The sequence below is a fragment of the uncultured Tenacibaculum sp. genome (assembly GCF_947504135.1).
In the GTDB taxonomy this organism is placed as follows: domain Bacteria; phylum Bacteroidota; class Bacteroidia; order Flavobacteriales; family Flavobacteriaceae; genus Polaribacter.
Map to the genome: position 1 here is coordinate 171,800 of NZ_CANNGG010000004.1, position 26,696 is coordinate 198,495.

Consider the following 26,696-nt stretch of genomic DNA (forward strand, 5'->3'; position numbering starts at 1 on the left):
GTTCTTTCGAACTGGATTTTTTTATAATTATACTTTGGTTAAAGTATTATTTAGCTGGTAATACCTTACCAGAACATTCACCAAATCCAATACGTATTTTTTCATTTTTACAGTAACCGCGCATAATAACTGTATCGTTATCATTTATAAATTTTCGCTCGCTTCCATCATTCATTTTTATTGGATTTTGACCTCTCCAAGTTAATTCTAACATAGATCCAAAGCTATCTTGAGTAGGTCCAGAGATAGTACCACTTCCCATCATATCACCAGCATTTATGGGACATCCGTTAACAGTGTGGTGAGTTAATTGTTGTACCATTGTCCAGTACATGTACTTAAAGTTAGAATTACACACTACAGTTTCTTCTTTCCCTTCTGGTTGAATGGCCATTTGTAAGTTAATGTCATAACTATCTTTTCCTTCTTTCTTTAAATAAGGTAAAGGTTCGTAAACTTGCTTTGGGTTATCTACTCTAAAAGGCTCTAAGGCATCTAAAGTAACAATCCAAGGAGAAATAGTTGAAGCAAAACTCTTTCCTAAAAAAGGTCCTAAAGGAACATATTCCCATGCTTGAATATCACGAGCAGACCAGTCATTAAATAATACCAATCCGAAGATATATTCTTCTGCTTCTTCAATAGGAATTCTTTCTCCTAAATCATTTGCTACAGTTGTAATAAAAGCCATTTCTAATTCAAAATCCAATAATTTTGAAGGTCCGAAATTTGGTTTAGTTTCTCCTTCATTAGGACGTTGTTGCCCTATAGGACGACGAATAGGAGTTCCTGATGGTACAATTGAAGAACTTCTTCCGTGGTAACCAATAGGAATTTGTAACCAGTTAGGTAATAAAGCGTTTTCAGGATCTCTAAATAAACTTCCTACGTTAGTAGCATGTTCTTTACTAGCATAAAAATCAGTATAATCTCCTACAGACACAGGAAGTTGCATTTCAACTTCATCCATTCTAAAGATGATCTTGTCTTTGTGTTCAGCGTTATCTCGTAGCTTACTGTTTTTCACATCAAAAATATCAGCAATTCTGTTACGAACTAAACGCCAAGTTTTACGTCCATCAGCAATAAAATCGTTTAAGGTATCTTGTAAGAAAATATCATCTGTTAACGGAATTCCATCAAAATATCCTAATTGATGTAAGGCACCTAAATCAATCGCATAATCACCGATTCTTGTACCAATCGTTATAATATCATCTTTTGTAAGAAAAACCCCAAAAGGTATGTTTTGAATAGGAAAATCTGAGTTTTCAGCTACAGTTAACCAAGACTTTCTATTCGGGTTATTAGCAGTTATTTCCATTTATCGTTTTTGTTATATTTTCATCAAACCTACATATTTTTTTCAATTTACCCCAAAAAGATGAGTAAAAAAAATGCTAAAGTATTTTTGTAGATACTTCTTGTAAAATCCATATAATTTGAACAATAAAATTAGTACTTTTGGCTACTTTATGTAACAACACACAACATGCAAAAAGATCATCAAATATTTGATTTAATTCAAGAAGAAAAAGAGCGTCAACTAAACGGTTTAGAGTTGATTGCTTCTGAAAATTTTGTAAGCGACCAAGTAATGGAAGCTCAAGGATCAGTTTTAACAAATAAATATGCTGAAGGATACCCAGGTAAACGTTATTACGGAGGGTGTGAAGTAGTAGATATCGTTGAGCAAATTGCGATTGATAGAGCTAAAGAATTATTTGGAGCTGAGTATGTAAACGTACAACCACACTCTGGAAGTCAGGCAAACACAGCAGTTTTTGCTGCTTGTTTACAACCAGGTGATACTATTTTAGGATTCGATTTATCTCACGGAGGTCATTTAACTCATGGTTCACCAGTAAACTTTTCAGGAAAACTATACAATCCTGTATTTTATGGTGTAGTTAAAGAAACTGGATATATTGATTATGACCATTTAGAAAAACAGGCTAAAGAACATAAACCTAAATTAATTATTGCGGGTGCTTCTGCGTATTCTCGTGATATTGACTTTAAGAAATTTAGAGAGGTTGCAGATAGCGTTGGCGCTATTTTAATGGCCGATATTTCACATCCAGCAGGATTAATTGCAAAAGGAATTTTATCTGATCCGCTACCTCATTGTCATATTGTTACTACAACAACTCACAAAACCTTACGTGGGCCTCGTGGTGGAATGATTATGATAGGAAAAGATTTTGAAAATCCATTCGGATTAAAATTAAAATCAGGAAAATTAAAAAAAATGTCTACGTTGATTAACTCTGCAGTATTCCCAGGAAATCAAGGTGGACCATTAGAGCACGTTATTGCAGCTAAAGCAGTTGCTTTTGGAGAGGCGTTAACAGATGAGTTCTTAGAATACCAAATTCAGGTTAAAGAAAATGCCCAAGCAATGGCAAAAGCTTTTGTAGCAAAAGGATATGAAATTATTTCTGGAGGTACAGATAACCATTGTATGTTAATTGATTTACGTAACAAAAAGATTACAGGTAAAGCTGCTGAAGATGCTTTAGGAAAAGCAGAAATTACAGTAAACAAAAACATGGTTCCTTTTGATACTGAATCACCATTTGTTACTTCTGGTATTCGTGTTGGTACTGCTGCAGTTACTACACGTGGTTTGAAAGAAGAAGATATGGAAGTAATTGTTGATTTAATTGATGAAGCATTAATGAATGCTGATAACGAAGAAGTATTAGAGACAATAGGAGAGAAGATATATGACTTAATGCATAACAGACGTTTGTTTATTATGTAGAAGAAGTCTCTTCAAATAAGTATAAATAAAAAGATCGCTCTAAAATGTTTTAGAGCGACCTTTTTTTATTCGTCATTATCTTGAGCTCGTTCGAGAATTTTTTCAGGTAGCGCTTTTTTAGCTTTAGCCCCCATTTTCTTTAATTTTTCTACACTCGTAATTAAGTTTCCACGACCTTCAACTAGCTTATTCATAGCCGCAGCATAATCAGCTTTAGTACCATCTATTTTCTTACCTATATTAACTAAATCAGCTAATAATCCGTTAAACTTATCGTATAAAGCACCTGCTTGTCGTGCTATTTCTAAAGCATTACGTTGCTGTTTTTCGTTATTCCACATGGTATCAATAGTACGTAATGTAGCTAATAAAGTAGTGGGGGTGACAATCACAATATTTCTTTCAAAAGCCTTGTTATAAAGGGTGTTATCTTCGTTTAAAGCAACTGCAAAAGCAGGTTCAATAGGTACAAATAATAGTACGAAATCTGGAGATTCTATCTTATAAATATCTTCATATTTTTTTTCTGAAAGCTGCTCAACATGTCGCTTTAATGAGTTTACATGTTCTTTTGCAAAACGTTCTTTTACAATATCGTCTTCACTATTTACATATTGTTCATAAGCAGTTAAAGACACTTTAGAATCGACTACCATTTTTTTGTTGTCAGGTAAGTGAATTACGACATCGGGCATAATTCGTTTACCCTCATCATTGGTAAAAGATTGTTGAACAAAGTACTCTCTGTCTTTTTCTAATCCAGATTTCTCTAAAACACGTTCTAATACTAATTCTCCCCAATTTCCTTGGGTTTTGCTATCACCTTTCAAAGCTTTGGTTAGATTTAATGTTTCCTTACTCATTTGAGCATTTAATTCTTTTAACCCTAACAATTGCTCTTTTAAAGCAGAATGCATTGAAATACTTTCTTTTTGAGTGTCTTCAACCTTCTTTTCAAAAGTTTGAATTTTTTCTTGAAGCGGATTTAAAATATCTTTAATGTTTTTCTTATTTTGCTCAGTAAACTTATTCGATTTTTCATCTAGAATTTTGTTCGCTAAATTTTCAAACTCTTTGGTAAACTTATCTTGTAGTTTTTCTACTTCTTCTTTATTTTCTTGAAGTTTTAACTGAACGTTTTTTAATTCTTCATTTTTTCTAGCTAATTCAAGAGCAGTAAACTCTTTTTCACGACGTAATTCACTATTTTCTTTGGTTCTTTCGTCTAATCTATTTAAAAAGTCTTCCTTTTGCTGAGAAAATGACTCTTCCTTTTCTTTTTTCTGAATTTCAAAATTAGCTTGATGGTTTTGTAGGGTTACAATCTCTTTTTCTAAATCAGAAGTTTGTTGCTTAAACTTCAATTTAGAGAGTAAGTTTCCAATAACAAACCCAATTAGTAAGGTACTAACAGCAATTAAAATAAGTAAAAGAGTGGTATTCATTAGAATAAATAAAAGTTAATTAAGTGAACAAATATAGGACAAGATAGGTTAAAATTATTTGATTTTTGTAAGGAAAACCGTATCATTGACCTTTATACCTAGTAAATGATATCTAAATTTATATTTCACAAAGTTTTAGGCTGGAAGGTAGTTGGAGATTTTCCAAGAAACTTAAAAAAATATGTTGTTATTGGAGCCCCACATACCAGTTGGAAAGACTTTCCAATTGCTATTTTGGCTAGAAACACTATAGGCGTAAAAATTAACTTTATAGGTAAGGCCTCGTTATTTAAACCCCCTTTTGGTTTTATTTTTAGAGCATTAGGGGGCGCTCCTGTTGATAGAAGTAAAAGTACGAATAAGGTGGATGCAATAGTATCGGTTTTTGATCAGCATGATGAATTCCGGTTGGCGCTGTCTCCAGAAGGGACTCGTGCTAAAGTAGCTTCATGGAAAACCGGATTTTATTACATTGCAAAAGGGGCCAATGTACCTTTGGTAATGTTTGCTTTCGATTTTAAAAATAAACAAATTATAATAGCACCTCCTTATTACTTAACAGATGACATGAATGCTGATATGAATCATTTTTATGATTTTTATAGAGGTATTAAAGGAGCAAAACCAGAAATGTTCTCTTTACCTGATAAAGAGTAAAACAAACGTTGAATACTCTTATTTACTTGAATTTTTTACGATATTTAAGTATCTTGTAGAGGGTTTTAAAAACAGTAAGATATGAAAAGGTTTGTTTTTTTTATTAGTATAGTTTTTGTACTGCTTAGTTGTGCCTCTTCCAAAAACGTAACTCAGGCAGAAATAGATAATTTAAAAGCTCTTATTGAAAGTAAAACTTTCGAGATAGAATCTGAATGGGCAGAACCTCAAGCTACGTTTGCGATGACACAAATAGCCAACGCAGGCATGCTACCTAGCGGAAGTAGTGCAGGAAATATAAATTTAATAGGAAACGCTAATTTCTTTAAAATGAAAAATGATACTGTTGCTGCCTATTTACCATATTTTGGTGAGCGACAAGCAGGTGGTTCTTATGGAGGTACAGATATTGGTATTGAGTTTGAAGGAGTTCCTAAAGATTTAGTTGTATCTGAGGATAAAGAGAATAGCTACAAAATAAGTTTTAAGATAAAAGACAAAAATACAACAACCGAAAGTTATAATGTTATAGTTAGAGTATATCCTAGCTTATCGAGTACCATTTATGTAAATAGTACGCAGAAAAATTCAATTAGATATAGAGGTAAACTACTTAAAAATTCAGAAGAAAAGTAAATTACTGTATATAAAAATGTATTTTTAGTAACTCATTACAACAATGTATGGAGCTACCTAACTTTAAAAAGTATCTTATTGAAAAAGGAGGATTATCAGAAGATGATTATCTTCAAATACAACCATTTATTACTATAAAAAACGTTTCTAAAAGTGGTTTTTTATTAAAAGAAGGAGATGTGTGTTCACATTTCTTTTTTGTAGAAAAAGGTTTGTTACGCTTATATGCCTTAAATGAAGAGGGAAAAGAAAATATTTTACAGTTTGCTACTGAAAATTGGATTGTAAGTGATAGAGGTAGTGTATATTTTCAAGAACCGTCTACTTATTATATTGATGCTGTTGAAAATACACACGTTGTAATGTTAGATGAAGGCTTTATTAATAAAGTATCAGAAATAAATACTGATTTTAGAAGAAAAAATGAGCATTTGTTACAAAAACATATTCGTCAATTATACAAACGTATTAGTCAACTACTTGGAGCTTCAGCAAAAAGACGTTATTTAGATTTTGTAAAGATGTATCCAGATATTATGTTACGAGTTCCGCAATGGATGATTGCTTCTTACTTAGGAATAACTCCAGAAAGCTTGAGTCGCGTTCGCAAAGCACTAGCTGAAGAAAACTTCAAACCAAATAATTGATTTTTGAATTAAGAATTATAAAGTATTTTTTTCAGACTTTAAAATTCAAAAAATGAAATATCAATTATCAATCGTGAATGGTTCTTACCATAGGTCAATGCATACCTTTTTTTGTTACCGTAATTTTACAGTGAAATAAAAAAGGATTTATTATGAGACATTTAAATGCATTAGTTGTAACCCAAAATACAACAATGGCCAAAATTTTGAATTGGCAAGTTTCAACTGTTACAAATGTCGAAACAGCCATTGAAAAATTACATCAACAAGCATACAAGGTTTTAGCTGTTTCAAAAGATACCAATGAAATAGATAAAAATAAATTACAAAAGATTATAACTGTGTTATTTCCTAGTACAATTTTAGTTGAGTTTAGCAATGAGTCTACACTTTCAGAAAGTGTTAAGAATGGATATTGGTCTAAAAACAAACCTCAATTACAACGTAGTTATTTAGACAACTCATTTGATATTGAATTAGCCTGTAGTTTATAGTCATTAAAAGAAAGGAGTTTAAAATGAAAACAAGAAGTATAGAAAAAATAGTAAAACCAGGAACTCCTCATTTTGTAGGTGATGGATTTAGAGTGCATAATTTTATTCCAGGAAGCTCAAGTATGCAGCGTATGGATCCGTTTATTATGTTAGATTATAATTCAAAATATAATTTTCCTCCAACAGATAAACCTAAAGGCGTAGGAGTACATCCGCACAGAGGTTTTGAAACCGTAACGATTGCTTATAAAGGACGTGTAGAGCATGGAGACAGTGCAGGAGGAGGTGGAATTATTGGTGAAGGTGATGTACAATGGATGACAGCAGCTTCTGGAGTTTTACACAAAGAGTTTCATGAAACTGAATGGAGCAAAACAGGAGGAGAGTTCCAAATGGTGCAACTATGGGTAAACCTTCCTGCTAAAGATAAAATGAGTTCGCCAAAATATCAAGCAATAACAAATGCCGAAATGGCTAAGATTCAATTACCAGATGGAGTAGGAGAAGTAGAGGTTATTGCGGGAGAATATAAAGGAAACAAAGGACCAGCATCTACTTTTTCACCCGTAAATATGTTTAATGTAAAGTTGAAAAAAGGAGCGAAAACACAGTTGACCTTTCCTGCACATTACACTACTGCTATTTTAGCAGTTGAAGGTAGTGTTAAAGTGAATGAATCAAATAATGTTTTAGAAAATCACTTTGCATTGTTCAAAAATGATGGAGATACAATTACTTTAGAAGCCTTAGAAGATGCGGTAATTTTAGTATTAAGTGGAGAGCCTTTAAACGAACCTATTGCAGCACATGGTCCTTTTGTAATGAATACTAAACAAGAGTTGATAGAAGCGTTTCAAGATTTCAACACTGGAAAGTTTGGATATTTAGAAGATTAACAATAACTTTAAAAGGAAACTCTTTGGTTTTAGAGTTGCTTTTTTTATTAAATCTTTAATAGCTATAAAAATGTCTAACACGAAACTAATAATTGAAGAGCGAGCAGCAAATATTGGGAATTTTCTAGTAGGTCGTTTGTTACCATTTCGACAAAAACGAATGGTAGGTCCTTTTATTTTTATTGATCATATGGGACCAGTAAATCTTACCGAAAATGATAACTTAGATGTTGCAATGCATCCTCATATAGGTATATCAACACTTACCTTTTTGTTTGAAGGTGCTATAGTACACCGAGATAGTATAGGAACCGAAATAGAAATAACTCCAGGAGCTGTAAATTGGATGACAGCAGGAAAAGGCGTAGTACATACAGAAAGAACTCCTGAACGATTAAGAAATTCAACTAAAAAACTTCATGGTTTACAAATATGGGGTGCTTTACCTTTAAGTGAAGAGCAATGTCAACCTTCTTTTGCACACGTTTCTGCAGATGAGATTCCTAGTTGGGAAGACGATGGAGTAAAGTTTAAGCTCATTGCAGGAAAAGCTTTCGGAAAAGAATCTCCTGTACCAGTTTATAGTCCGTTATTTTTTATTGAAATTACATCAAAAGAAACTAAAACAGTAAATATTGGTGAATATTTATTCGGAGAAAGTGCTTTGTATGTTTTAGAAGGAAGTATAACTAACGACGGACATACCTATGGAACAAAACAGCTATTAGTGGCGAAAGATAGTACCTTATGTTCTTTTGAAATTACTGCAAATTCTACCGTGTTTATTTTTGGAGGAGAACCTTTTAATGAAGAACGTTTAATTGAGTGGAATTTTGTAGCTTCTAATAAAGAATTGATAGAACAAGCGAAGGAAGACTGGAAGAATAATAAATTTCCTTCTGTGCCAAACGAGACAGAGCGAATTCCTTTACCAGAACAGCGACGTTATGGAGGGTAATAACGAATAATTAAAAGTAAGGTTTTACTATACTAAAATTATGGTTTTTCAACTGTTGAACTTTTTATGAAAAGTTAATTTAGGGACGTGAAATAAATATTTAACCCCCAAAAAACTTTATAATGAAAAAAGTAATTTCAAACGTAAAAGGATCACAAGAGTTAACAAAAACAACCTTAAAGAACATTAAAGGAGGAAATGCAGTACCTTTTCCTTTTCCTAAAGAATGTGGAGGAGATGGTTCTTTTATTTATCAAGATGGAGTAAAGGTATGTTGTTACAGACCTGCAACTAATGATAATATTTGTTAGAATATAAGTTTATAAAGCAGACACTTTAATGTCTGCTTTTTTTTATCAGAACATAGTAAATCTATTTAGACTTCTTTTTATTAGTTGGCAATACTTCCTCAGGAAAAGTGAATAGTATTATTGAGTTTTTCTCCGCTGCTATATTCGATAGTGTTTGATATAAACGTAGTTTAATGGCAGAAGGAGATTGATCTATTAGTTTACCCGCTTCTAAAAGTTTAGAAGCAGCCTGTTCTTCCGCTAAGGCAAGAATAATACGCGCTCTTCTAGAGCGTTCAGCTTCAGCTTGATTAGCCATCATACGACGCATATTTTCAGGTAGTTGAATATCCTTTATTTTAACATCGTTTATTTCAATACCCCATTCTTTAGTTTCCAACTCTACAATCTCTTTGATATTTTTTCCCATTTCTTCTCGTTTAGAAAGTATGGTATCCAGTTCCACTTTACCACAAACATCTCTAAGTGCTGCCTGTGCCATTATGTCTGCTTTTTAATAGCGTATCTGTTTAGAGAATTTTCTAGTTTCTGAATCATTCTTTTTCTAAGTTTTTCAGGTTTCAAAACTTCTATACTATTACCAAACCCCAAAATTAAACGCTCCAATTCATAATTAGGAATAACTAAAACATTAAAGATAGCCCCGTCATCTGTATATTTTATCAATCGTTGAGATTTATGAAAAGGTTTCGTGAGTACATAAGGAGTATTTGTTTTATCTACCCAAAAGCAATACGTTGTGGTCTCGTATTTGAAACTGTTTATTAAGCTCTTTTAATAATTGTGGATGTAATGTTATTGTACTGGCTTTTTCTGCTTTAAACGACTAATAATTTATCTTTAGTACCTTTTTTTGCTGTATAGCATTGTATAAAGGATCTATAAATGACAAACCTTTAAGTTGCTCATTTTTATCTAGATGAATGATTGCTCTATTATTTTTTTGAGAAGAAAATAGTTTTTAGACGGAGATATAAGAATTATATTTAACATAATATTTAAAAATATAATTCAAAAAGTTTAGACAAAATAAGCTATAGATTTCAACAAGTTTATAGTCGTAACAAATATTTTCTTAATTTTACGTATCTCATACAAACGAAATGTTTATATGTTTCAGAAACTTCAACGAATATTAAATATTTATAAAAAAGATTGTTACAGGTTATCTACATGTGGATATGAATAAAATTACAATGTCGTAAAAAGACTGTAGCAAATTTTTTGATACTATAAAACATATCTACAAATAAATAAAAAACACTTCGTCATTCTACTTACATAATTCAAAATGTACTATAATTAATATTATGTAAAATAGATGCTGAATTATTTAACCATTAATACCCTGAGAAATTTCTTCTTACAATAAATTGTTTTAACCAAAATGTGTATGTCTGATACCAAAATGTATAAGTATTGTAGGATAATACGGCTATAAATTTACATTGTAATTAATTCTATAGCTGTACAGTTGCTATAAGCATAATCAAGAGCAAAAAAGTATAACAAATAACACAATATCGACTAAAAAAGAAAAACGATGAACAATTTAAAAGCAGGATAAAATAGTGTGACATTCGCGTCATTTTGAGTAGAATTAGCAGGAGATCTTTACCTACCTAGGAGATTCTCCGGCATTACAAGGAGAACATAAAAAATCTAGATCTTAGTTTTTTTATAAACAAGGGTAAATATAATTCACCCTTGTTTACTCTTTATTTTTTTATTTAATTATTAATAATATCTATAATATTTTTTTAACAAAAAGTAGGGTTATTTTAATTATAACTGTTTCATATATTGTAAGATGTATATAGTATATGACGCTGTTCTGAATAAAAAGCCCCTTCACTTTATTACATTTTTTTGTTTCACTACATTTTATTCTTGGCAGCGTCTTTTTTATTAGACATATATAGTTTATAGTATTGTTTGTTTAAGGCTGTTAAAAAAGCAGCCTTTTTTAACTTTTATCCATACTTCTAACTAAAATAAAGGCAGTATTTTTGCCTAATGCAAAAAAATAATCAATCGAAATTAGAATTCATTGCTTTAATGGCTTCTCTAATGTCATTAGTAGCTTTATCAATAGATGCATTACTCCCAGCTTTAGAACAAATAGGTATTAGTATTCGAGTTCAACAAGGGTCGCACGATAGTCAATTATTAGTAACAATGATTTTTTTAGGACTAGGCTTTGGGCAATTAATTTCTGGGCCAATTTCTGATAGTTTAGGAAGAAAGCCTGTTATTTATGGTGGTTTTATACTTTTTGTTATTGCTAGCTTTATTTGTGTTAGTGCTACAAACATAGAAATGATGGTTTTAGGAAGAGTCTTACAAGGAATAGGACTCTCTGCTCCTAGAACAATTAGTATTGCCATGGTTAGAGATAGTTTTAGTGGAAACTACATGGCTAAAATTATGTCGTTTATTGTGGTGATTTTTATTTTAGTTCCTGTTGTAGCTCCTGCTATTGGTAAGTTAATGTTGGATGCTTATGGATGGAAATCTATATTTTATAGTCAATTAATATTTGGTGTCGTAGTTATGTTTTGGCTATGGAAGCGTCAGCCAGAAACTCTTCAAGAAGAAAACAGAATTAAGTTTGCATTTCGTTTATTTTTAGATGGTTTTAAAGAATTTATAAAATATAAACAAGCTGTAATTTTCACACTTATATCTGGTTTTATTACAGGGTCGTTTATGGTATATTTAAGTGCTTCACAGCAAATTTTTCAAGAGCAATATTTATTGGTAGACGAATTTCCATATATTTTTGCTGGTTTAGCCATTTCTGTTGGTTTTGCTACCTTTTTAAACGGTTCATTTGTTATGAAGTTTGGAATGCATAAACTCGTTTCATTCTTTTTAATTATGTTTTCAATTGTTCCCATCATTTATATAACATTATTTTATCAAAAGGAAAATCCAAGTATTGCAGTATTATTAATCTTCTTTGCACTACAGTTTTTCTCTATCGGATTTTTATTTGGAAATCTTCGAGCATTAGCAATGCAACCTGTTGGACATATTGCTGGAATTGGAGCTGCAATTAACGGATTTGTATCTACCATTATGGCAGTACCAATTGCTACATTTATAGGAAAATATGTTGAAACCACTACTCTCCCACTTTTTATAGGTTTTTTTATATGTGGTGCGTTATCTTTACTCCTTTTAAACTTCACCAAATTAAAACCAGTAAATGAATAGTATAATGAAGCTAGATGTTATTTATGAAGATGAATATGTGTTGTGCGTATCAAAACCTAATAATGTAGTTGTACATCATGCGCATCATTCTAGAAATGTTGCTGATGAAGATTCTTTGTTACAAATAATTCAACAGCAATTCAATCAAAAAATGTATCCAATTCATCGTCTTGATAGAAAAACATCTGGAATTATATTACTTTCTAAGGAAACAAAGTTTGTAGCTAAGTTTCAAGAACTGTTTACTAATAATGAAATACAAAAAACGTATTATGGAGTTGTTAGAGGTCATGCTCCTGAAACTAAAATTATAGACTCTCCAGTAAAAGGAAGAGACGCCAACGTGCATAAAGATGCAGAAACACATTTAAGTACTATAAAAACGGTTACAGTAAATATTCCTGTAAAACCTTATGATACTTCAAGATATAGTTTGGTGAAATTAATGCCTAAAACAGGTAGATTACATCAGTTGCGTATTCACATGAATAAAATTAGTCACCCTTTGATTGGTGATCCTAAATACGGAGATAAGAATCATAATATGATGTTTCTTGAAAATTTCAATTGTGAAAACCTCTTTTTACATGCTCGATCTTTAGAGTTTATTCATCCTTACTCGAATAAAAAACTGGAAATTATAGCTGAATTTCCTAAAGACTGGAATACTGTTTTTGAAAAATTTGATTGGTAATAGATAAAATAAAAAAGGGTAACGAATTTCGTTACCCTTTGCTTCAGTAAAAACTGTTGATAAAATTAAATATCTTGGAAAATAGCGTGCATTAAACGCTTTTTATCGTTAATACTTTCCTCAAGAGCAATCATAGTTTCAGTTCTATTAACTCCATGAATTTCATCTATTTTATAAATAATATCTTTTGCATCTGCAGTATTTTTGGCACGAACTTTACAGAAAATATTGTACTTTCCTGCTGTTACATAAGCAACTGTAACATTTGGTATTAAACGTAAATTGTCTAGTACATGTTGGGTCATAGATGTTTTATCTAAAAATATTCCTACATGAGCAATGAACGAATATCCCATTTTTTCATAGTTCAAGGTTAATGTTGATCCTTGAATAATACCTTCGTCTTCCATTTTTTTAACACGGACGTGGATAGTACCAGCAGATACTAATAGCTTTTTTGCAATGTCTGTAAAAGGTGTACGGGCGTTTTCAATTAAAATGTCTAAAATTTGATGATCTATTTCATCTAGTATGAACTTCTTCATTTTTGTTTTCTTCAAGTAATATTGCTAAAATATAGTTTTTTTATAAAAAAATATAATTTTTCCTTAAGGAAATGTAAATTTTTAACTCTTTTTTATGAATTCTTTATGGGCTAAATATGAAGATAAATTTCCTTCTTTTTCTTTTGTTAAAACTAGTGCAAATTTACCATTTTCTATAGTTTCTACATACTGAAAAGCAACATCTTTTTCATTATTTTTTGAGCGATAAATAACGTCATAGAAATTCTTGATATTGTTAGGAATAGCTAAATATTCTTGATAAGAAGTAAAGTCAATATTTATTGAAATATGATAAATTCCTTGTAATAATGCATAGAAATTATACTTTCTTACCTCTTCCCTATCATAATCATCAGGAAAATGTCCTGCTTCAATTAGTATTGTATTGTGTCCTAACTTTTGAAAATTGTCTCCTGTAGCGGTTGGATAAAATTCGTCCGTATAACGACCAATATGATTAGGTATGATTTCCTGTAACAATTTATTCATTGCTACAATGACATTCATAGTTTCTTTTCTTCCTTCTGTAATTTTACGTGTTTCTTCTTCTGATGGAGCCAAAAACGATATTGTTGCTGGGTTTTTAGTTCCTTCAACACCAAAAATGGTTCTTTGATCGTGTAAGTTGAAGCAAAACTGCGGATTAACTTCTTCTAAAATTTTACGTAATAACTTACTTTCTTTCGCTTGTAACTCAACAGCGTCTCTATTTAAATCAACATTATTAGCATTGACACGTGTATAGGCTTGTGCTCCATCAGGATTTAGCATAGGAACGATAGTAATACTACAATTGTTTACAATTGCCTGCGTAATTTCATGGTCTGGAAAACGTTGAATAAAGTTTAAAAAATCGAAAACAGCTTTGGTTCCAGTACTTTCATTACCGTGCATCTGGCTCCAAACAAGAATTTTCTTTTCTCCTGTTCCAAATTTCAACTGATAAATAGCTCTCTGCTGCTCTGATTCACCAATTATTTTCGTTTCAATTTTAGAATTTTGTAAGTCAAAATACAAAGGCTCTATATCTGTTAGGGTAATCCACCTTCCAGATATAGAGTCTTCTTTAATTTTTAAATAGTTTTCTTCTAAAAAAGAGCTACTAATGTGTGACATATTATAATGAAAACCAATCAGCTACTAGCTGTTTTTCAATAGGTTCAACAGTTTTATGTACATAATCGTTTTTACCCATATCGTACTCATAGTCTTTTGACCATTCTTCAATATTTTCAGCTAACGATTTTAACGAATCACAAACAAATTGTACTTCTTCGTTTGTAATAGTTGGGTGTACAGATAAACGTACCCAACCTGGTTTTTCAGTATTACAACCTTCTAAAATTTGTCCTTTAATTTCATTAGATTTAGTTTGATCTACATTTAATAAAAAGTGTCCGTAGGTTCCAGCACATGAGCAACCTCCTCTGGTTTGAATACCGAAACGATCGTTTAATAATTTAACGACTAAGTTAAAATGGTATTTTTCAAAGTAAAAAGAAAAAATACTTAAGCGATCTTTATGGTTTGGAGCCAAAATTTGAACTCCCTCTAGATTTTCTAAACAATTAAAAATGATCGGATTTATTTCATCTTCACGTTCTTTAATTTTGTCGGTACCCATTTGGTCTTTTACTTGAATACACAATGCTATTTTTATCGTTTGTAAAAAAGCAGGTGTACCTCCATCCTCACGAGTTTCAACATCATCAAAATAATCATGTTGCCCCCAAGGGTTTGTATAACTAACAGTTCCTCCACCTGGATTATCAGGTACCATATTTTTGTATAGCTTCTTGTTAAAAATTAACACACCTGAAGTACCTGGTCCTCCTAAAAATTTGTGTGGAGAAAAGAAAATAGCATCTAAGTATTCATCTTCTTTTTCTGGATGCATGTCAATATCAACATACGGTGCAGAGCAAGCAAAGTCTACAAAGCATAAACCTCCATACTTATGAATTAAAGAAGCTACTTTATGATAATCGGTTTTAATACCTGTAACGTTAGAACCTGCTACAATCGAAGCTATTTTAATAGGTCTATCTAAGTACTTTTTTATAGTTTCTTCAAACTTATCTAAACACACTAAACCTTCATTATTACATGGTACAACTTCTACATCGGCAATAGTTTCAATCCAAGAAGTTTGGTTTGAGTGATGTTCCATATGACTAACAAAAACAATAGGTCTTTTTTCATCAGGAACTTGGGTGTTTTCTTTAAGGTTTTCAGATACTTTAAGTCCTAAAATACGTTGAAATTTATTTACAACCCCCGTCATACCAGAGCCTTCAGTTATCAAAACATCATCAGCAGAAGCATTTACATGGCGTTTTATAATATTACGGGCTTCATGATATGCAAGTGTCATAGCAGCTCCTGAAGTAGAAGTTTCTGTATGTGTGTTTGCTACAAAAGGGCCGAATTTATGTAAAAGTTGCTCTTCGATAGGCCTGTATAACCTTCCACTAGCAGTCCAATCGGTATATACCATTTTTTTTTCACCATAAGGTGTTTGAAAATTTTGGTCTATTCCTACAATATTTTTTCTGAACTTATCAAAATACTGTTCTAAATCCATAGTTTAAAATCTGAGTTGTTTGTTTGGTGATAAAATTACTAGTATGCTATTAGGTAGTCTAAAATAATTATAATATTAACGTATTTATAACATTTTGTTAGAAGCTCACAATTTTTAAGTTCTTTACGCTATTATTTCTTTTATTTCAGAAATAACTCTTTCAGCTAAAGCATCTGCATTTTCCTGACTAGTACTTTCTGTATAAATTCTGATGATAGGCTCAGTGTTTGACTTACGTAGGTGCACCCACTCTTCAGCAAAATCAATTTTTACACCATCAATCGTGTTTACGTCTTCGTTTTTATAGTTGGTAGCCATAGTTTCTAAAATCTTATCAACATCAATTTGTGGTGTTAACTGGATTTTATTTTTACTCATAAAATAACTAGGATATGAATCTCTTAGCTCTTTACAAGACATTTTTTTATGTGCTAAGTGTGATAAAAATAACGCTACACCAACTAATGAATCACGTCCGTAGTGAGATGCTGGATAAATAATACCTCCATTTCCTTCTCCTCCAATAACGGTGTTGGTGTCTTTCATCATTTGTACTACGTTTACCTCTCCTACTGCACTTGCAGTGTAAGTTCCTCCATGTTTTTCGGTAACATCACGTAATGCTCTTGAAGATGATAAATTAGAAACGGTATTTCCACCATTTAATTGACCTAAAACATAATCGGCACAAGCAACTAAGGTATATTCTTCACCGAACATAGAACCATCCTCAGAAATTAAGGCTAAACGATCTACATCAGGATCAACCACAATACCAAAATCGGCTTTTTTCTTTACAACCAATTCAGAAATATCTGTTAAATGTTCTTTTAAAGGCTCTGGATTGTGTGGAAAGTGTCCGTTAGGCTCACAGTACAACTCGATACACTTTACACCTAATTCTTTTAATAAAGCAGGAATTGCGATTCCTCCTGTAGAATTCACACCATCTACAACAACTTTAAATTTCGCTTTTTTAATGGCTTTTGTATCAACTAAATCAAGTTTTAAAACTTCTTTAATGTGTTTTTTAATATAGTTTTTCTTTTTTCTGTATGATCCTAAATCGTCTACTTCAGCGAACTCAATGGTTGCATCGTTTTCAGCAATTTTTAAAATCTCTGCTCCGTCTTCACCATTTAAAAACTCTCCTTTTTCATTCAACAATTTTAAGGCATTCCATTGTTTTGGATTGTGTGAGGCAGTTAAAATAATACCACCGTCAGCTTTTTCTAAAGGAACGGCAACTTCCACCGTTGGTGTAGTTGACAATCCTAAATCGATAACATCTATTCCTAAACCAACTAAGGTATTGGCTACTAAATTACTTATCATTTTGCCCGAAATACGAGCATCTCTACCAACAACAATGGTTATTTTTTCTTTTTCTGCGTTTTTCTTTTTAATAAATGTTCCGTATGCTGCCGCAAATTTTACCGCATCAATTGGAGTTAAATTATCACCTGTATTTCCGCCTATGGTACCTCTAATACCTGATATAGATTTTATAAGTGTCATATTAATTTTTTAATTGATGAGCAAATATATTGATTTACGAGTTAAGAATTATGAATTACGAATTTTATAATGGAAACAAAAAAACCGCTAAGCTTTACAGCTTAACGGTTTATAATTTTTAAGAAGTTGTTAGGATTATTTTCCTTCCATTTTCTTCTTTAACTCAGCTAATCCACCGATGTCTCCTAAAGTAGTTTTTTCTACTTCTTGAGCCTTAGCAGCAGCAGCTTTAATGTTCTTTTGCTCTTCTTCTCTAAAGATAGAAGTGTGAGAAACAACAATTCTACGGTATTCTTTACTAAACTCAGTTACTTGGAATTTAGCTTCGTCACCTTTAGCTAATTTACCACCGTCTTCTTTTTCTAAGAAACGAGTTGGAGCGAAAGCTTCAATTCCGTCAGCAAATACTACAGTTGCACCTTTATCATTTTTCTCTTTAATAGTACCTTCGTGCATAGACCCGATAGCATACGTAGCTTCATGAGCATCCCAAGGGTTATCTTGAGTTTGCTTGTGACCTAAGTTTAACTTACGGTTTTCTACGTCTAATTCTAATACTTGTACTTCTAATTGATCACCAACAGTTACGAAATCTGATGGGTGCTTAATTTTCTTAGTCCAAGATAAATCAGAGATATATACTAATCCATCGATACCTTCTTCTAACTCTACGAATACACCAAAGTTAGTGTAGTTACGTACCGTACCAGTGTGTTTAGAACCTACTGGGTATTTAGTAGTGATATCAGTCCATGGATCTGGGTGTAATTGCTTCATACCTAAAGACATTTTACGCTCTTCGCGATCTAATGTTAAGATTTGAGCTTCTACTTCATCACCAACTTTTACGAAATCTTGCGCAGAACGTAAGTGAGTTGACCATGACATTTCAGAAACGTGGATTAATCCTTCTACTCCTTCTTCAACCTCTACAAATGCACCATAATCAGCTAAAACAACTACTTTACCTTTTACTTTATCACCAACTTTTAAATCAGAGTTTAAAGCTTCCCATGGGTGAGCAGATAATTGTTTTAAACCTAATTGAATTCTAGACTTGTTATCATCAAAGTCTAAGATTACAACGTTTAATTTTTGATCTAATTCAACAACTTCGTTCGGGTGGTTGATACGAGACCAAGATAAATCAGTAATGTGAATTAATCCGTCAACACCTCCTAAGTCAACAAATACACCGTAAGAAGTTACGTTTTTAACAACTCCTTCTAATACTTGTCCTTTTTCTAATTGACCGATAATTTCACGTTTTTGATCTTCTAAATCAGCTTCGATTAACGCTTTGTGAGATACTACTACGTTCTTAAATTCGTGGTTGATTTTAACAACTTTGAATTCCATAGTTTTCTCTACGTATTGATCGTAGTCACGGATAGGCTTCACATCGATTTGAGAACCTGGTAAGAAAGCTTCAATACCAAATACATCAACGATCATACCTCCACGAGTTCTACACTTAACAAAACCGTTAACGATTTCACCAGTTTCGTGTGCGTTGTTAACACGATCCCAAGCTTTGATTACACGTGCTTTTTTGTGAGATAATACTAATTGACCAGATGAATCTTCTCTTTTGTCAACTAATACTTCTACTTTGTCACCCACTGCTAAATTTGGGTTATAACGGAACTCGTTTAACGAAATTACTCCTTCTGATTTAGAGTTGATGTCGATAATAGCATCACGATCAGTAATACGTACTACTTCACCTTCAATTACGTCACGCTCGTTAACGAAACCTACAGTTCCTTCTAACGCAGTTTCAAATTCTTTTAATTTAGCCTCATCTACAGCTTCAATACCTTGTTCGTACTTGTGCCAATCAAAGTCAGCTAAAAAATCTTGTGGGTTTACTTTTGTTTCAGACATTCTGAAAATAATTTGTATCTTTTTGTTAACCAGATTTTTAACGATGCTAACGCCAAGAGAAATTAAACTTTATAAAAAAAATTAAACCTTTTTTAAATCTGTACTCGTAAAAAGGCGTGCAAATTTACGAATAATTATTGAAGTAACCTAAAATGTTTTGAGCTTAAGTAAGTTAAGATATGTTATAGCTTTATTAGTTCATCTATAATAAACCTATATGTTAATAGAATAGTTATATTTTGTTTGGTGAGCCCATTCAAATTTGGAGATAATTCAGCAATATCTTGTAAATATTCAAAGCTAGTTTTGTTTGGAGTATCATAAATAACACCCCAGTCTAACCCTAAAAGCACGTCGTGTCTTTTGAATTTAAATTTAGTTCCAATTACAAAGTGTATCTGATTTCCATCTAAAATAGTGTTTCTCAATTTTGTTAATGAAACCTTTTTGTTTTCGTAGGCTAAATTATTTGTTCTAAAACCTCCTGATAATTCTAATGTTGGACTTATTTGATGTGAATACCCTACTCCAAAGTTAATAACCGATTTATTACCATTGACCCAGGAAAAAGCTGAGTTTCCGGATTTTATATTTGCGACTTTATAATCAGATATTCCAGTGTGATAACTGGTACTTAACCATAATTTACTATTTTTATTTACTAGAAAACTATATCCGATAGAAAACTCCCAAGGAGTTCGTATCTCTGGAGATATATCATTATCTACAATTTGCCTGCCTAAACTATGGTCACTATCTATTCTGGTTAATTCTCCTGTATAGTATCCATCTTTTAAAATTCTCAAATACTTTGGAGTAGTTATTGTAAAACCAAAGTCGTGTTTATTAGTATCGTATAAAAAACCTATTTTTGTTATAAAACCTGTGTTATCATAACTGCTAGTTTGTTCAGAGTTAAAGTAGCTATTAGAAGTGTTATTAGCTGTATTTAGTTCTTCTAAAAATACTTTTTTTCTATATTCAAAGTTAGAAATACTTAGAAACTGACTAATACCTAGGTAAATATTTGGTGTTAATTTAAAACTTGTTCCAACTCCAAACCAATCATCTTCGCCTTTGTATTCATATTCAAAGTACTGTGTATTTAAAAGGTTACTGTTTGTGGTTTCTCTTTTTGCATTAAAAAAATCTGTTAACTCGCTTTTAGTTATTTTAATAAATGCTAATTCAATATTTTTTAAATTAAATTTAAAAGATATAAGAGAAGGTTTTAGTCCATAATTAGTATTTATTTCGCTGCTTTCCCTTGCTCCCCAAAAGCTATTAAAACCAAAGCTACGAATTACAGGCTGAAATAGAGATATACTTACTTGAGAAGGAACTTTGTGTATTCCTGCAGGGTTATAAAAAGTCATACTTTCATCATCTGCTCCAGCAGCTATAGCACCTCCTAACATAGATCCTCGTATACCAAACTGTTCAGTATTGTACAAAAAGTTTTGAGCTTTTATGCACTTAATGGGTAAAACCATTAAAAAGAGGATGATAATATTTTTTTTCATTAACTTCATTTTTTCAAAGCCTCTGTTAGTGTTTAATCTACTAATTTAACCTCCACCTTAAAGAAATTGTCAAAAATTTCAAAAATATTTTCGGCTTCTTTTTTTCGTACTGAAATAGTGTATTCGCAGTCTAACTCTAGTTTTTGATTGATGATGTCTAAGTTTCGTTCTTTAATGATACGTTGTACTTTGTTCATCATATCGTAACCAAATTTCAGCTTATAATGAATATCAATAGTTTTTTCTACAATTTCTGAAGCTTCTAAAGCCAATTGCGCAGAAGTACGATAGGCATTAATCAATCCTCCTACTCCCAATTTAGTTCCGCCAAAATAACGTACTGAAACAATTAAAATATTAGTTACATCAAAAGATTGTATTTGTCCGTAAATTGGTTGGCCTGCAGAGTTGCTAGGTTCACCGTCGTCATTGGCACGAAAACGGATGTTTTCAGTTCCTAACTGCCATGCATAACAATGATGACGCGCTGTATGGTGCTGTTTGCGAAGTTCTTCTAATCGTTCTTTAATATCCTCTTCAGAAAAAACAGGAAACGCATAGCCGAAAAACTTACTGTTTCGGTCTTTAAACAAGGTTTCCTCAGAAGGTTTTGTAATGGTTTTATAAGTGTCTTTTATCTCATTCATCACGCCGAAACTACTAATAAAATACTAATTATGGCAAGTCCAATACCAATCCAATTCTTTTTAACGAGCTTTTCTTTAAAAAACAACAGGGCAAATACCGTTGTTAAAACGACTACCGAAACATTGTTAATAGTAAAAATAGTAGCGCTTTCAAGTCCTTTTGTTTGTAATGCTTTTAGTAAAAATTCCATCGAATAATAATTAGGAACTCCCAGTGCAATTCCTCCAACAAGTGTTTTCCATTCTAACTTAACCTTCTTGTTGACAAATTGTAGTAAACTAAAGAAGATTCCAAAAAGTAAGGCACAACCAAAAATGGTAGATAAAAACATGGGTACGGCTCCTTTAGAAACATAGGTATCCTCTGTGTACTTCAACAAAGTATCGATGCTTCCAGACCCTAAAAAGAGTAACATAGGAAACAATAAGTTTTTAAATTTTACAGGAGCAGTATCACTTTTTGCTGAAGATAAATACACTGCTACCAGCGCAAGTATAATCCCGATAAATTTTACAAAATCAATACTTTCATTGTAGAGGAAAATTCCTAAAACAACAGGAATTACGACCGACATTTTTCCTGCTATAGAAGCAACAGAAAGCCCATTTTTTTGAGCTGTGATTCCCATTACAAGAAATACGGTAATAAATAAGAAACCTAAGAGGGTAGCTCCTAAAAACCAAGGTTGTTGTGGAATTTCTGTTACAGAAAGTGAAATTTCTGAATGCACAAAGCCGAAGCATAATGCTACCGCATAGTTTAAAACAATGGCTTGAAATGTATTTACTTTGTAAACATCAAACAATTTAAAGATTACAAAGAGTAAACTTGTTATAAAAACACTGAAAATTAAAAATATCACGCTATAAACTCCTTTCTTTTTAGTAAATCTACCACATCTTCTGTTTTCGGACAATTATTCCACACATGAATACCTAACTGTTGTGCAGCATTGGTGTTTTCTTGGGTATCGTCTATAAAAATAGTTTCAGAAGCTTGTAAATTATTTTCGTTTAAAACAAACTCAAAAATGTTAGTATTTGGTTTTCTTAGATTGATTTCGTGCGATAAGTAAAACTGTTCAAAACAACTTTTAAATTCATTATAAAGCTCTTCTCCCCAATCGTTTTGAATCCAAGAAATATGCATATCGTTTGTGTTACTTAATAAAAACAATCGGTAATCATTCGTTGCAGCAAGTTTCTTCAAAAAATCTAAGCGATGTTTCGGGAAATCTAACAAAATAGCATTCCAAGAGTAGATTAATTTTTCTTTAGGAATATTGAATTTATTGTAGAAAAAATCAATAAAATCATCCGTAGAAATTAATCCCATTTCATACTGATAGTATTGTTGCATCATTTCTTCACTAATCTCAGTAACTCCAAGATTTGCCAGTTCTTTGTATGTTGCTTCTTTATCTAAATTGATGAATACATCACCAAAATCAAAAATGATGTTTTTAATCATTCTTATATATTCTTAATAGGTCGTTAGTTATTTTTTCTTCGGAAGAAAGTTTCGCATTGAAAACAGGGTGCTTCACTCCTGCTCCAAAGTTTACATCGCCTATGAAAACTCTGGCTTCATCCCATAAATTAGCTTCGATAAATGTTTGCAAGGTGTGCGCACCTCCTTCAATAATTACCGATTGTAGTTGATGTTTATGCAATACATCGCAAATTTGCTCCGCTACTTTAGAAGAAAAGTCTATTTCTTCGTAAAAAACTTCTTGTTTCTCTTTTCTCGTTTCTCTTCTCTCTTTTCTATCAACAAGAACAATCGTTTTAACGTTTCCATCTAGAACAGTCGTTTCTGAAGGAATTCGTAAGTTTTTATCAATAACAATTCTCACAGGGTTATTTCCAAACCAACTACGAACAGTTAATGATGGATTATCAGCTATCACCGTATTGGTTCCTACTAAAATGGCATGCTCTTCACTTCGCCATTTATGAACTAACTGTTGAGAATAAGCGTTTGAAATCCACACAGGTTTTTGCTCATCTTTGGTCAAAGGAGCTATAAATCCATCCTTGGTTTCTGCCCATTTTAAGATAATATACGGGCGCTTTTTGTTTTGAACTGTAAAAAAACGTTTATGATGTTCTTTACAAGCTTCTTCACAAACACCAACTATTACATTTCTTCCTGCTTTTTTAAGACGTTCAATACCTTTACCTGCTACTAAACTATTGGTGTCTACACTACCTATTACTATATTAGGAATTCTTTTTTTTATGATCAAATCAGCACACGGTGGTGTTTTTCCGTGATGAGAGCAAGGTTCTAGTGTAACATAAATAGTAGCTTCTTTTAATAATTCTTGATTTTGCACAGAATTGATAGCGTTGACTTCTGCATGAGGACCGCCATAAGGTGATGTAAATCCTTCACCAATAATTTTATTATCATGAACAATTACAGCGCCAACAGATGGATTGGGACGTGTTGTACCAATGCCGTTTTTAGCTAATTGTAAGCAACGTTGTATGTATTTTTTGTGGTTCAAATTGTTATAATTTTATTTTTAAATCTTCAATTTGATCAATTGGGTACACATGCGAAAAACCTAACACTTTATATTTTAAACCTCCTTTAAATTGAACTTTTATACTTTGATTTAGTAAAGAAGAAAGAAGCCCGCCTAAAACACCGTTTTTATTATTCTCAAAAACTCTTTTAGAAGGAATCACTACTTTTAAAGGAATAGAAAATTCTTTACGAGCAGGAACTTTAAATTCTTCTGAAGATACCTGAGCAACTTGAACCTGATTTACTAAAACTTTAATTTCATCTGTAGCAATTTTACCACCAATATCATTAGGATTTTTAAAATATGCATTTACCCCTACTCTAATAGTATCGGTAGTAGCCGATAGTAGTTTTATATCATCAATTTTTAAGAAGATAGGTTTTTGTTTTACAGAACAACTTATTACAAAAAGTATAAAAGGTAAAAAATATATGATTTTCTTCATGAAAACTCGTGTTTTTTTGGGTACTTTGCTTTAGCAAAAGTACTATATTCTTATGATACCTTCTGATTTTATTATTAGAGAAGTAAAACCGCAAGATAATGCGGAGTTAGCATCAGTTATACGCGGTGTGTTAATCGAATTTGGAGTACCTAAAGTAGGAACTGCTTATGAAGATAAAGCTACCGATGAGATGTACGAAACTTACCAAAAAGATAAGGCTGGTTATTTTGTAGTAGAGCATCAAGGAAAAGTTGTAGGAGGCGCTGGTTTTGCTCCTTTAGACAAGTTTGAAGGTAACGTATGTGAGTTTCAAAAAATGTACTTCTTGCCTATAGCTAGAGGAAAAGGTTTAGGAAGTAAATTAATTGATTATTGCTTGGATAGGGCTAAACAACAAGGTTATGAGCAATGTTATTTAGAAACCATGCCATACATGGAAGCTGCGAGAGCTTTATATATGAAAAACGGATTTGTAAATCTTGATAAGCCTATGGGAAACACAGGCCATTATTCGTGTAATGTTTGGATGCTAAAAGATTTATAAAATAAACTAAAAGTCAATGCAGTTAAAAGATTTTAGATTACAATTTACTAAAGAATTAAAAAGTATATTTCCTAAAACAGAAATAGATACTTTCTTTTTTTTGTTGATAGAAGAATATTTAGGATTACAACGAATAGACTTTACTTTACAACCAACTTTAGAGATCCCTTCAAAAAAGTGTGATCTTTTAGATACAGCTCTTGCTAGATTACAAAAAGAAGAGCCTATTCAGTACATATTAGGAAAAACAGAGTTTTACGGATATCCCTTTAAGATAAATGAAAACACACTAATTCCGAGACCAGAAACCGAAGAACTAGTTGAATGGATTCTTAATGAGGTAAAAGATAATAAACAACAGTTATCTATTTTAGATATAGGAACAGGTACCGGTTGTATTCCTATTAGCCTAAAGAAGAATATACCAAGTGCTAACGTAAGCGCTATTGATGTATCTGAGGAAGCTTTAAAAGTAGCTAAGGAGAATGCTTCGTTAAACAAAGCTGAAATTACTTTTATACTTCAAGATATATTACAAACTGAGAACTTATCTAGACAATACGATGTGATAGTATCTAATCCACCTTATGTGCGCGAATTAGAAAAAGTAGAAATCAAAAACAATGTTTTAGAAAACGAACCACATTTAGCGTTATTTGTTGATGATGATAATCCCTTGATTTTTTATAAAAAAATAGCCGATTTAGCCATTAAGTCGTTAACTAAAAATGGATTGCTTTTTTTTGAGATTAATCAGTATTTAGGCCCTGAAACTATAGAAATGTTAAAGCGTAAAGGTTTTACTAAAGTTGAACTTCGAAAAGATTTGTTTGGCAACAATCGAATGATTAAAGCAACTTATTAAACATAAAACCTTTACAGGGGAAATTGATATTAAGTATTATTCTATTCTAAAGAATCTTTTAAAGAAAGATCCTTTTTTCTTTTCAGCAGCTCCAGAAGTTTCTGAAAGATTACCTAAGTTATCTGTAATCAACCTTTCTATGTAAGTATCATAATCAGTGTTTTTAGAATCTAAAAAACCTTTTAAAAACTTTTCAGAAGCTTCAATTCCATTAAGATCTTCAATTTCTCTTAATCTCTTATACAAAGGAATGATTTCTTGTATAGCTTTCCTCGGTGCTGGTTTTCGTAATGCTTTGTAGTTTACAACCTGTCCTTTATCATTTTCTTTTACAACAAAATCAGTCATTACCCAGTAATATCTACCTGTTTTAGCCATGTTTTTAACGAAAGCAATTATGTTTTGTTTCTTTTGAATTCGCTCCCACATTAATTTGAAAATTACTCTTGGCATATCTGGATGTCTTACAACATTATGACCAGATCCTACTAATTCGTATTCTTCATAACCAGAAGACTCAACAAAGTCTTCGTTACAGTATTCAATTACACCTCTAGTGTCTGTAATACTTAAAAGAATGGCGTTTTCATCTAGTGTAATTTCTCGGTCTACAGGGGTTGGGGTTGGTAGTTTTGGATTTCTTTTTAAGGTTTCCCACTTTTTCTCAGAGTTAGTTGTCATATAATTAAATTGATTTATGTTTTCATAATTTATAAAATGTGTTTTGTTTACGTTTAGATTATCGGGTGATAAAACAACTGAGAAAAAAAATCATTTTGATGAAGTATTCTTAACACAGCTGCTACAAACCTAAAGATCAATTTATTTTTAAAACATGACAAAAATCATACTCTAT

General features: G+C 31.8%; 28 protein-coding genes. 12 read left to right on the forward strand and 16 right to left on the reverse strand.

Going from position 1 to position 26,696, the window contains the following annotated elements; all coding sequences use genetic code 11:
- Nucleotides 1-46: 46 nt before the first annotated feature.
- Nucleotides 47-1,324, reverse strand: a complete 1,278-nt coding sequence (gene fahA / locus Q0663_RS09755) for a fumarylacetoacetase (protein ID WP_299010195.1) — start codon at nucleotides 1,322-1,324, stop codon at nucleotides 47-49.
- Nucleotides 1,325-1,492: 168 nt separating this feature from the next.
- On the opposite strand from fahA, the gene glyA reads away from it, so the two are divergent.
- Nucleotides 1,493-2,767 (forward strand): serine hydroxymethyltransferase, encoded by a 1,275-nt coding sequence (gene glyA / locus Q0663_RS09760; RefSeq protein WP_299010198.1) that lies wholly within the window; start codon nucleotides 1,493-1,495, stop codon nucleotides 2,765-2,767.
- A 65-nt stretch (nucleotides 2,768-2,832) separates the two neighbouring features.
- On the opposite strand, the gene rmuC is transcribed toward glyA, so the two are convergent.
- A complete protein-coding gene (rmuC, locus tag Q0663_RS09765) occupies nucleotides 2,833-4,212 on the reverse strand; it encodes a DNA recombination protein RmuC (protein ID WP_299010200.1) in 1,380 nt (459 codons plus the stop codon).
- Nucleotides 4,213-4,317: 105 nt separating this feature from the next.
- On the opposite strand from rmuC, the gene Q0663_RS09770 reads away from it, so the two are divergent.
- The 7 genes from Q0663_RS09770 (at nucleotide 4,318) to Q0663_RS09800 (ending at nucleotide 8,811) form a co-directional block, all read left to right on the forward strand.
- Entirely contained in the window at nucleotides 4,318-4,869 is a 552-nt protein-coding gene (locus Q0663_RS09770; protein WP_299010203.1) for a 1-acyl-sn-glycerol-3-phosphate acyltransferase, read from the forward strand.
- Between the two features lie 81 nt (nucleotides 4,870-4,950).
- Nucleotides 4,951-5,505, forward strand: a complete 555-nt coding sequence (locus Q0663_RS09775) for a DUF4251 domain-containing protein (RefSeq protein ID WP_299010206.1) — start codon at nucleotides 4,951-4,953, stop codon at nucleotides 5,503-5,505.
- Nucleotides 5,506-5,552: 47 nt separating this feature from the next.
- Nucleotides 5,553-6,152 (forward strand): Crp/Fnr family transcriptional regulator, encoded by a 600-nt coding sequence (locus tag Q0663_RS09780; protein WP_299010208.1) that lies wholly within the window; start codon nucleotides 5,553-5,555, stop codon nucleotides 6,150-6,152.
- 152 nt (nucleotides 6,153-6,304) lie between these two features.
- Complete coding sequence (locus Q0663_RS09785) at nucleotides 6,305-6,646, forward strand: hypothetical protein (RefSeq protein ID WP_299010210.1); 342 nt, start codon at nucleotides 6,305-6,307, stop codon at nucleotides 6,644-6,646.
- 23 nt (nucleotides 6,647-6,669) lie between these two features.
- Nucleotides 6,670-7,542, forward strand: a complete 873-nt coding sequence (locus tag Q0663_RS09790; protein ID WP_299010213.1) for a pirin family protein — start codon at nucleotides 6,670-6,672, stop codon at nucleotides 7,540-7,542.
- A gap of 70 nt (nucleotides 7,543-7,612) precedes the next feature.
- Entirely contained in the window at nucleotides 7,613-8,500 is an 888-nt protein-coding gene (locus Q0663_RS09795) for a pirin family protein (RefSeq protein ID WP_299010216.1), read from the forward strand.
- Nucleotides 8,501-8,622: 122 nt separating this feature from the next.
- Nucleotides 8,623-8,811 carry a hypothetical protein gene (locus Q0663_RS09800; protein ID WP_299010219.1) on the forward strand — a complete coding sequence of 63 codons (189 nt, stop codon included), beginning with the start codon at nucleotides 8,623-8,625 and terminating at the stop codon, nucleotides 8,809-8,811.
- Nucleotides 8,812-8,872: 61 nt separating this feature from the next.
- Here the strand turns inward: Q0663_RS09800 and Q0663_RS09805 are convergent, their stop codons facing one another.
- Together Q0663_RS09805 and Q0663_RS12700 are read right to left on the reverse strand one after the other, a co-directional pair.
- The gene (locus Q0663_RS09805) at nucleotides 8,873-9,292 is read right to left on the reverse strand and encodes an SPFH domain-containing protein (RefSeq protein WP_299010222.1); all 420 of its coding nucleotides are present in this window, start codon (nucleotides 9,290-9,292) and stop codon (nucleotides 8,873-8,875) included.
- Nucleotides 9,292-9,576 carry a WYL domain-containing protein gene (locus Q0663_RS12700; protein WP_367171452.1) on the reverse strand — a complete coding sequence of 95 codons (285 nt, stop codon included), beginning with the start codon at nucleotides 9,574-9,576 and terminating at the stop codon, nucleotides 9,292-9,294. Before Q0663_RS12700 ends, Q0663_RS09805 begins: the two co-directional genes overlap by 1 nt.
- Nucleotides 9,577-10,827: 1,251 nt before the next feature.
- Here Q0663_RS12700 and Q0663_RS09810 point away from each other — a divergent pair.
- Both Q0663_RS09810 and Q0663_RS09815 read left to right on the forward strand, forming a co-directional pair.
- The gene (locus Q0663_RS09810; RefSeq protein ID WP_299010224.1) at nucleotides 10,828-12,030 is read left to right on the forward strand and encodes a multidrug effflux MFS transporter; all 1,203 of its coding nucleotides are present in this window, start codon (nucleotides 10,828-10,830) and stop codon (nucleotides 12,028-12,030) included.
- Complete coding sequence (locus tag Q0663_RS09815) at nucleotides 12,023-12,724, forward strand: pseudouridine synthase (RefSeq protein ID WP_366140440.1); 702 nt, start codon at nucleotides 12,023-12,025, stop codon at nucleotides 12,722-12,724. The genes Q0663_RS09810 and Q0663_RS09815 overlap by 8 nt, the downstream gene beginning before the upstream one ends.
- A 65-nt stretch (nucleotides 12,725-12,789) precedes the next feature.
- Here the strand turns inward: Q0663_RS09815 and Q0663_RS09820 are convergent, their stop codons facing one another.
- From Q0663_RS09820 to Q0663_RS09870, 11 genes are all read right to left on the reverse strand, one after another.
- Complete coding sequence (locus Q0663_RS09820; RefSeq protein ID WP_299010226.1) at nucleotides 12,790-13,269, reverse strand: winged helix-turn-helix transcriptional regulator; 480 nt, start codon at nucleotides 13,267-13,269, stop codon at nucleotides 12,790-12,792.
- Nucleotides 13,270-13,350: 81 nt separating this feature from the next.
- Nucleotides 13,351-14,406, reverse strand: coding sequence for a M14 family zinc carboxypeptidase (locus Q0663_RS09825; protein WP_299010229.1), 1,056 nt, complete (start codon nucleotides 14,404-14,406; stop codon nucleotides 13,351-13,353).
- 1 nt (nucleotide 14,407) lies between these two features.
- Nucleotides 14,408-15,874: an aminotransferase class V-fold PLP-dependent enzyme gene (locus tag Q0663_RS09830; RefSeq protein WP_299010232.1), complete on the reverse strand. Its 1,467-nt coding sequence runs from the start codon at nucleotides 15,872-15,874 to the stop codon at nucleotides 14,408-14,410.
- A 123-nt stretch (nucleotides 15,875-15,997) separates the two neighbouring features.
- Nucleotides 15,998-17,392, reverse strand: a complete 1,395-nt coding sequence (gene glmM, locus Q0663_RS09835) for a phosphoglucosamine mutase (RefSeq protein WP_299010235.1) — start codon at nucleotides 17,390-17,392, stop codon at nucleotides 15,998-16,000.
- A gap of 135 nt (nucleotides 17,393-17,527) precedes the next feature.
- Nucleotides 17,528-19,279, reverse strand: coding sequence for a 30S ribosomal protein S1 (rpsA, locus tag Q0663_RS09840; RefSeq protein WP_299010238.1), 1,752 nt, complete (start codon nucleotides 19,277-19,279; stop codon nucleotides 17,528-17,530).
- A gap of 182 nt (nucleotides 19,280-19,461) precedes the next feature.
- On the reverse strand, nucleotides 19,462-20,802 hold the full coding sequence (locus tag Q0663_RS09845; RefSeq protein WP_299010240.1) for a hypothetical protein: 1,341 nt from the start codon (nucleotides 20,800-20,802) through the stop codon (nucleotides 19,462-19,464).
- Between the two features lie 32 nt (nucleotides 20,803-20,834).
- Entirely contained in the window at nucleotides 20,835-21,449 is a 615-nt protein-coding gene (locus Q0663_RS09850; protein WP_299010241.1) for a YigZ family protein, read from the reverse strand.
- Nucleotides 21,449-22,255, reverse strand: coding sequence for an EamA family transporter (locus Q0663_RS09855; RefSeq protein ID WP_366140441.1), 807 nt, complete (start codon nucleotides 22,253-22,255; stop codon nucleotides 21,449-21,451). Before Q0663_RS09855 ends, Q0663_RS09850 begins: the two co-directional genes overlap by 1 nt.
- Before the next feature lie 53 nt (nucleotides 22,256-22,308).
- Nucleotides 22,309-22,920 carry an HAD-IA family hydrolase gene (locus Q0663_RS09860; protein WP_299010246.1) on the reverse strand — a complete coding sequence of 204 codons (612 nt, stop codon included), beginning with the start codon at nucleotides 22,918-22,920 and terminating at the stop codon, nucleotides 22,309-22,311.
- Nucleotides 22,913-23,962, reverse strand: a complete 1,050-nt coding sequence (ribD, locus tag Q0663_RS09865) for a bifunctional diaminohydroxyphosphoribosylaminopyrimidine deaminase/5-amino-6-(5-phosphoribosylamino)uracil reductase RibD (protein ID WP_299010249.1) — start codon at nucleotides 23,960-23,962, stop codon at nucleotides 22,913-22,915. Before ribD ends, Q0663_RS09860 begins: the two co-directional genes overlap by 8 nt.
- 4 nt (nucleotides 23,963-23,966) lie before the next feature.
- Nucleotides 23,967-24,431 (reverse strand): LEA type 2 family protein, encoded by a 465-nt coding sequence (locus Q0663_RS09870; protein ID WP_299010252.1) that lies wholly within the window; start codon nucleotides 24,429-24,431, stop codon nucleotides 23,967-23,969.
- 52 nt (nucleotides 24,432-24,483) lie between these two features.
- Here Q0663_RS09870 and Q0663_RS09875 point away from each other — a divergent pair, with 52 nt between their 5' ends.
- Together Q0663_RS09875 and prmC are read left to right on the forward strand one after the other, a co-directional pair.
- Nucleotides 24,484-24,975, forward strand: a complete 492-nt coding sequence (locus tag Q0663_RS09875) for a GNAT family N-acetyltransferase (RefSeq protein ID WP_299010255.1) — start codon at nucleotides 24,484-24,486, stop codon at nucleotides 24,973-24,975.
- Between the two features lie 16 nt (nucleotides 24,976-24,991).
- Entirely contained in the window at nucleotides 24,992-25,840 is an 849-nt protein-coding gene (gene prmC / locus Q0663_RS09880; RefSeq protein WP_299010258.1) for a peptide chain release factor N(5)-glutamine methyltransferase, read from the forward strand.
- 36 nt (nucleotides 25,841-25,876) lie between these two features.
- Here prmC and Q0663_RS09885 read toward each other — a convergent pair whose 3' ends face one another.
- The gene (locus tag Q0663_RS09885) at nucleotides 25,877-26,521 is read right to left on the reverse strand and encodes a PAS domain-containing protein (protein ID WP_299010260.1); all 645 of its coding nucleotides are present in this window, start codon (nucleotides 26,519-26,521) and stop codon (nucleotides 25,877-25,879) included.
- Nucleotides 26,522-26,696 lie beyond the last annotated feature (175 nt).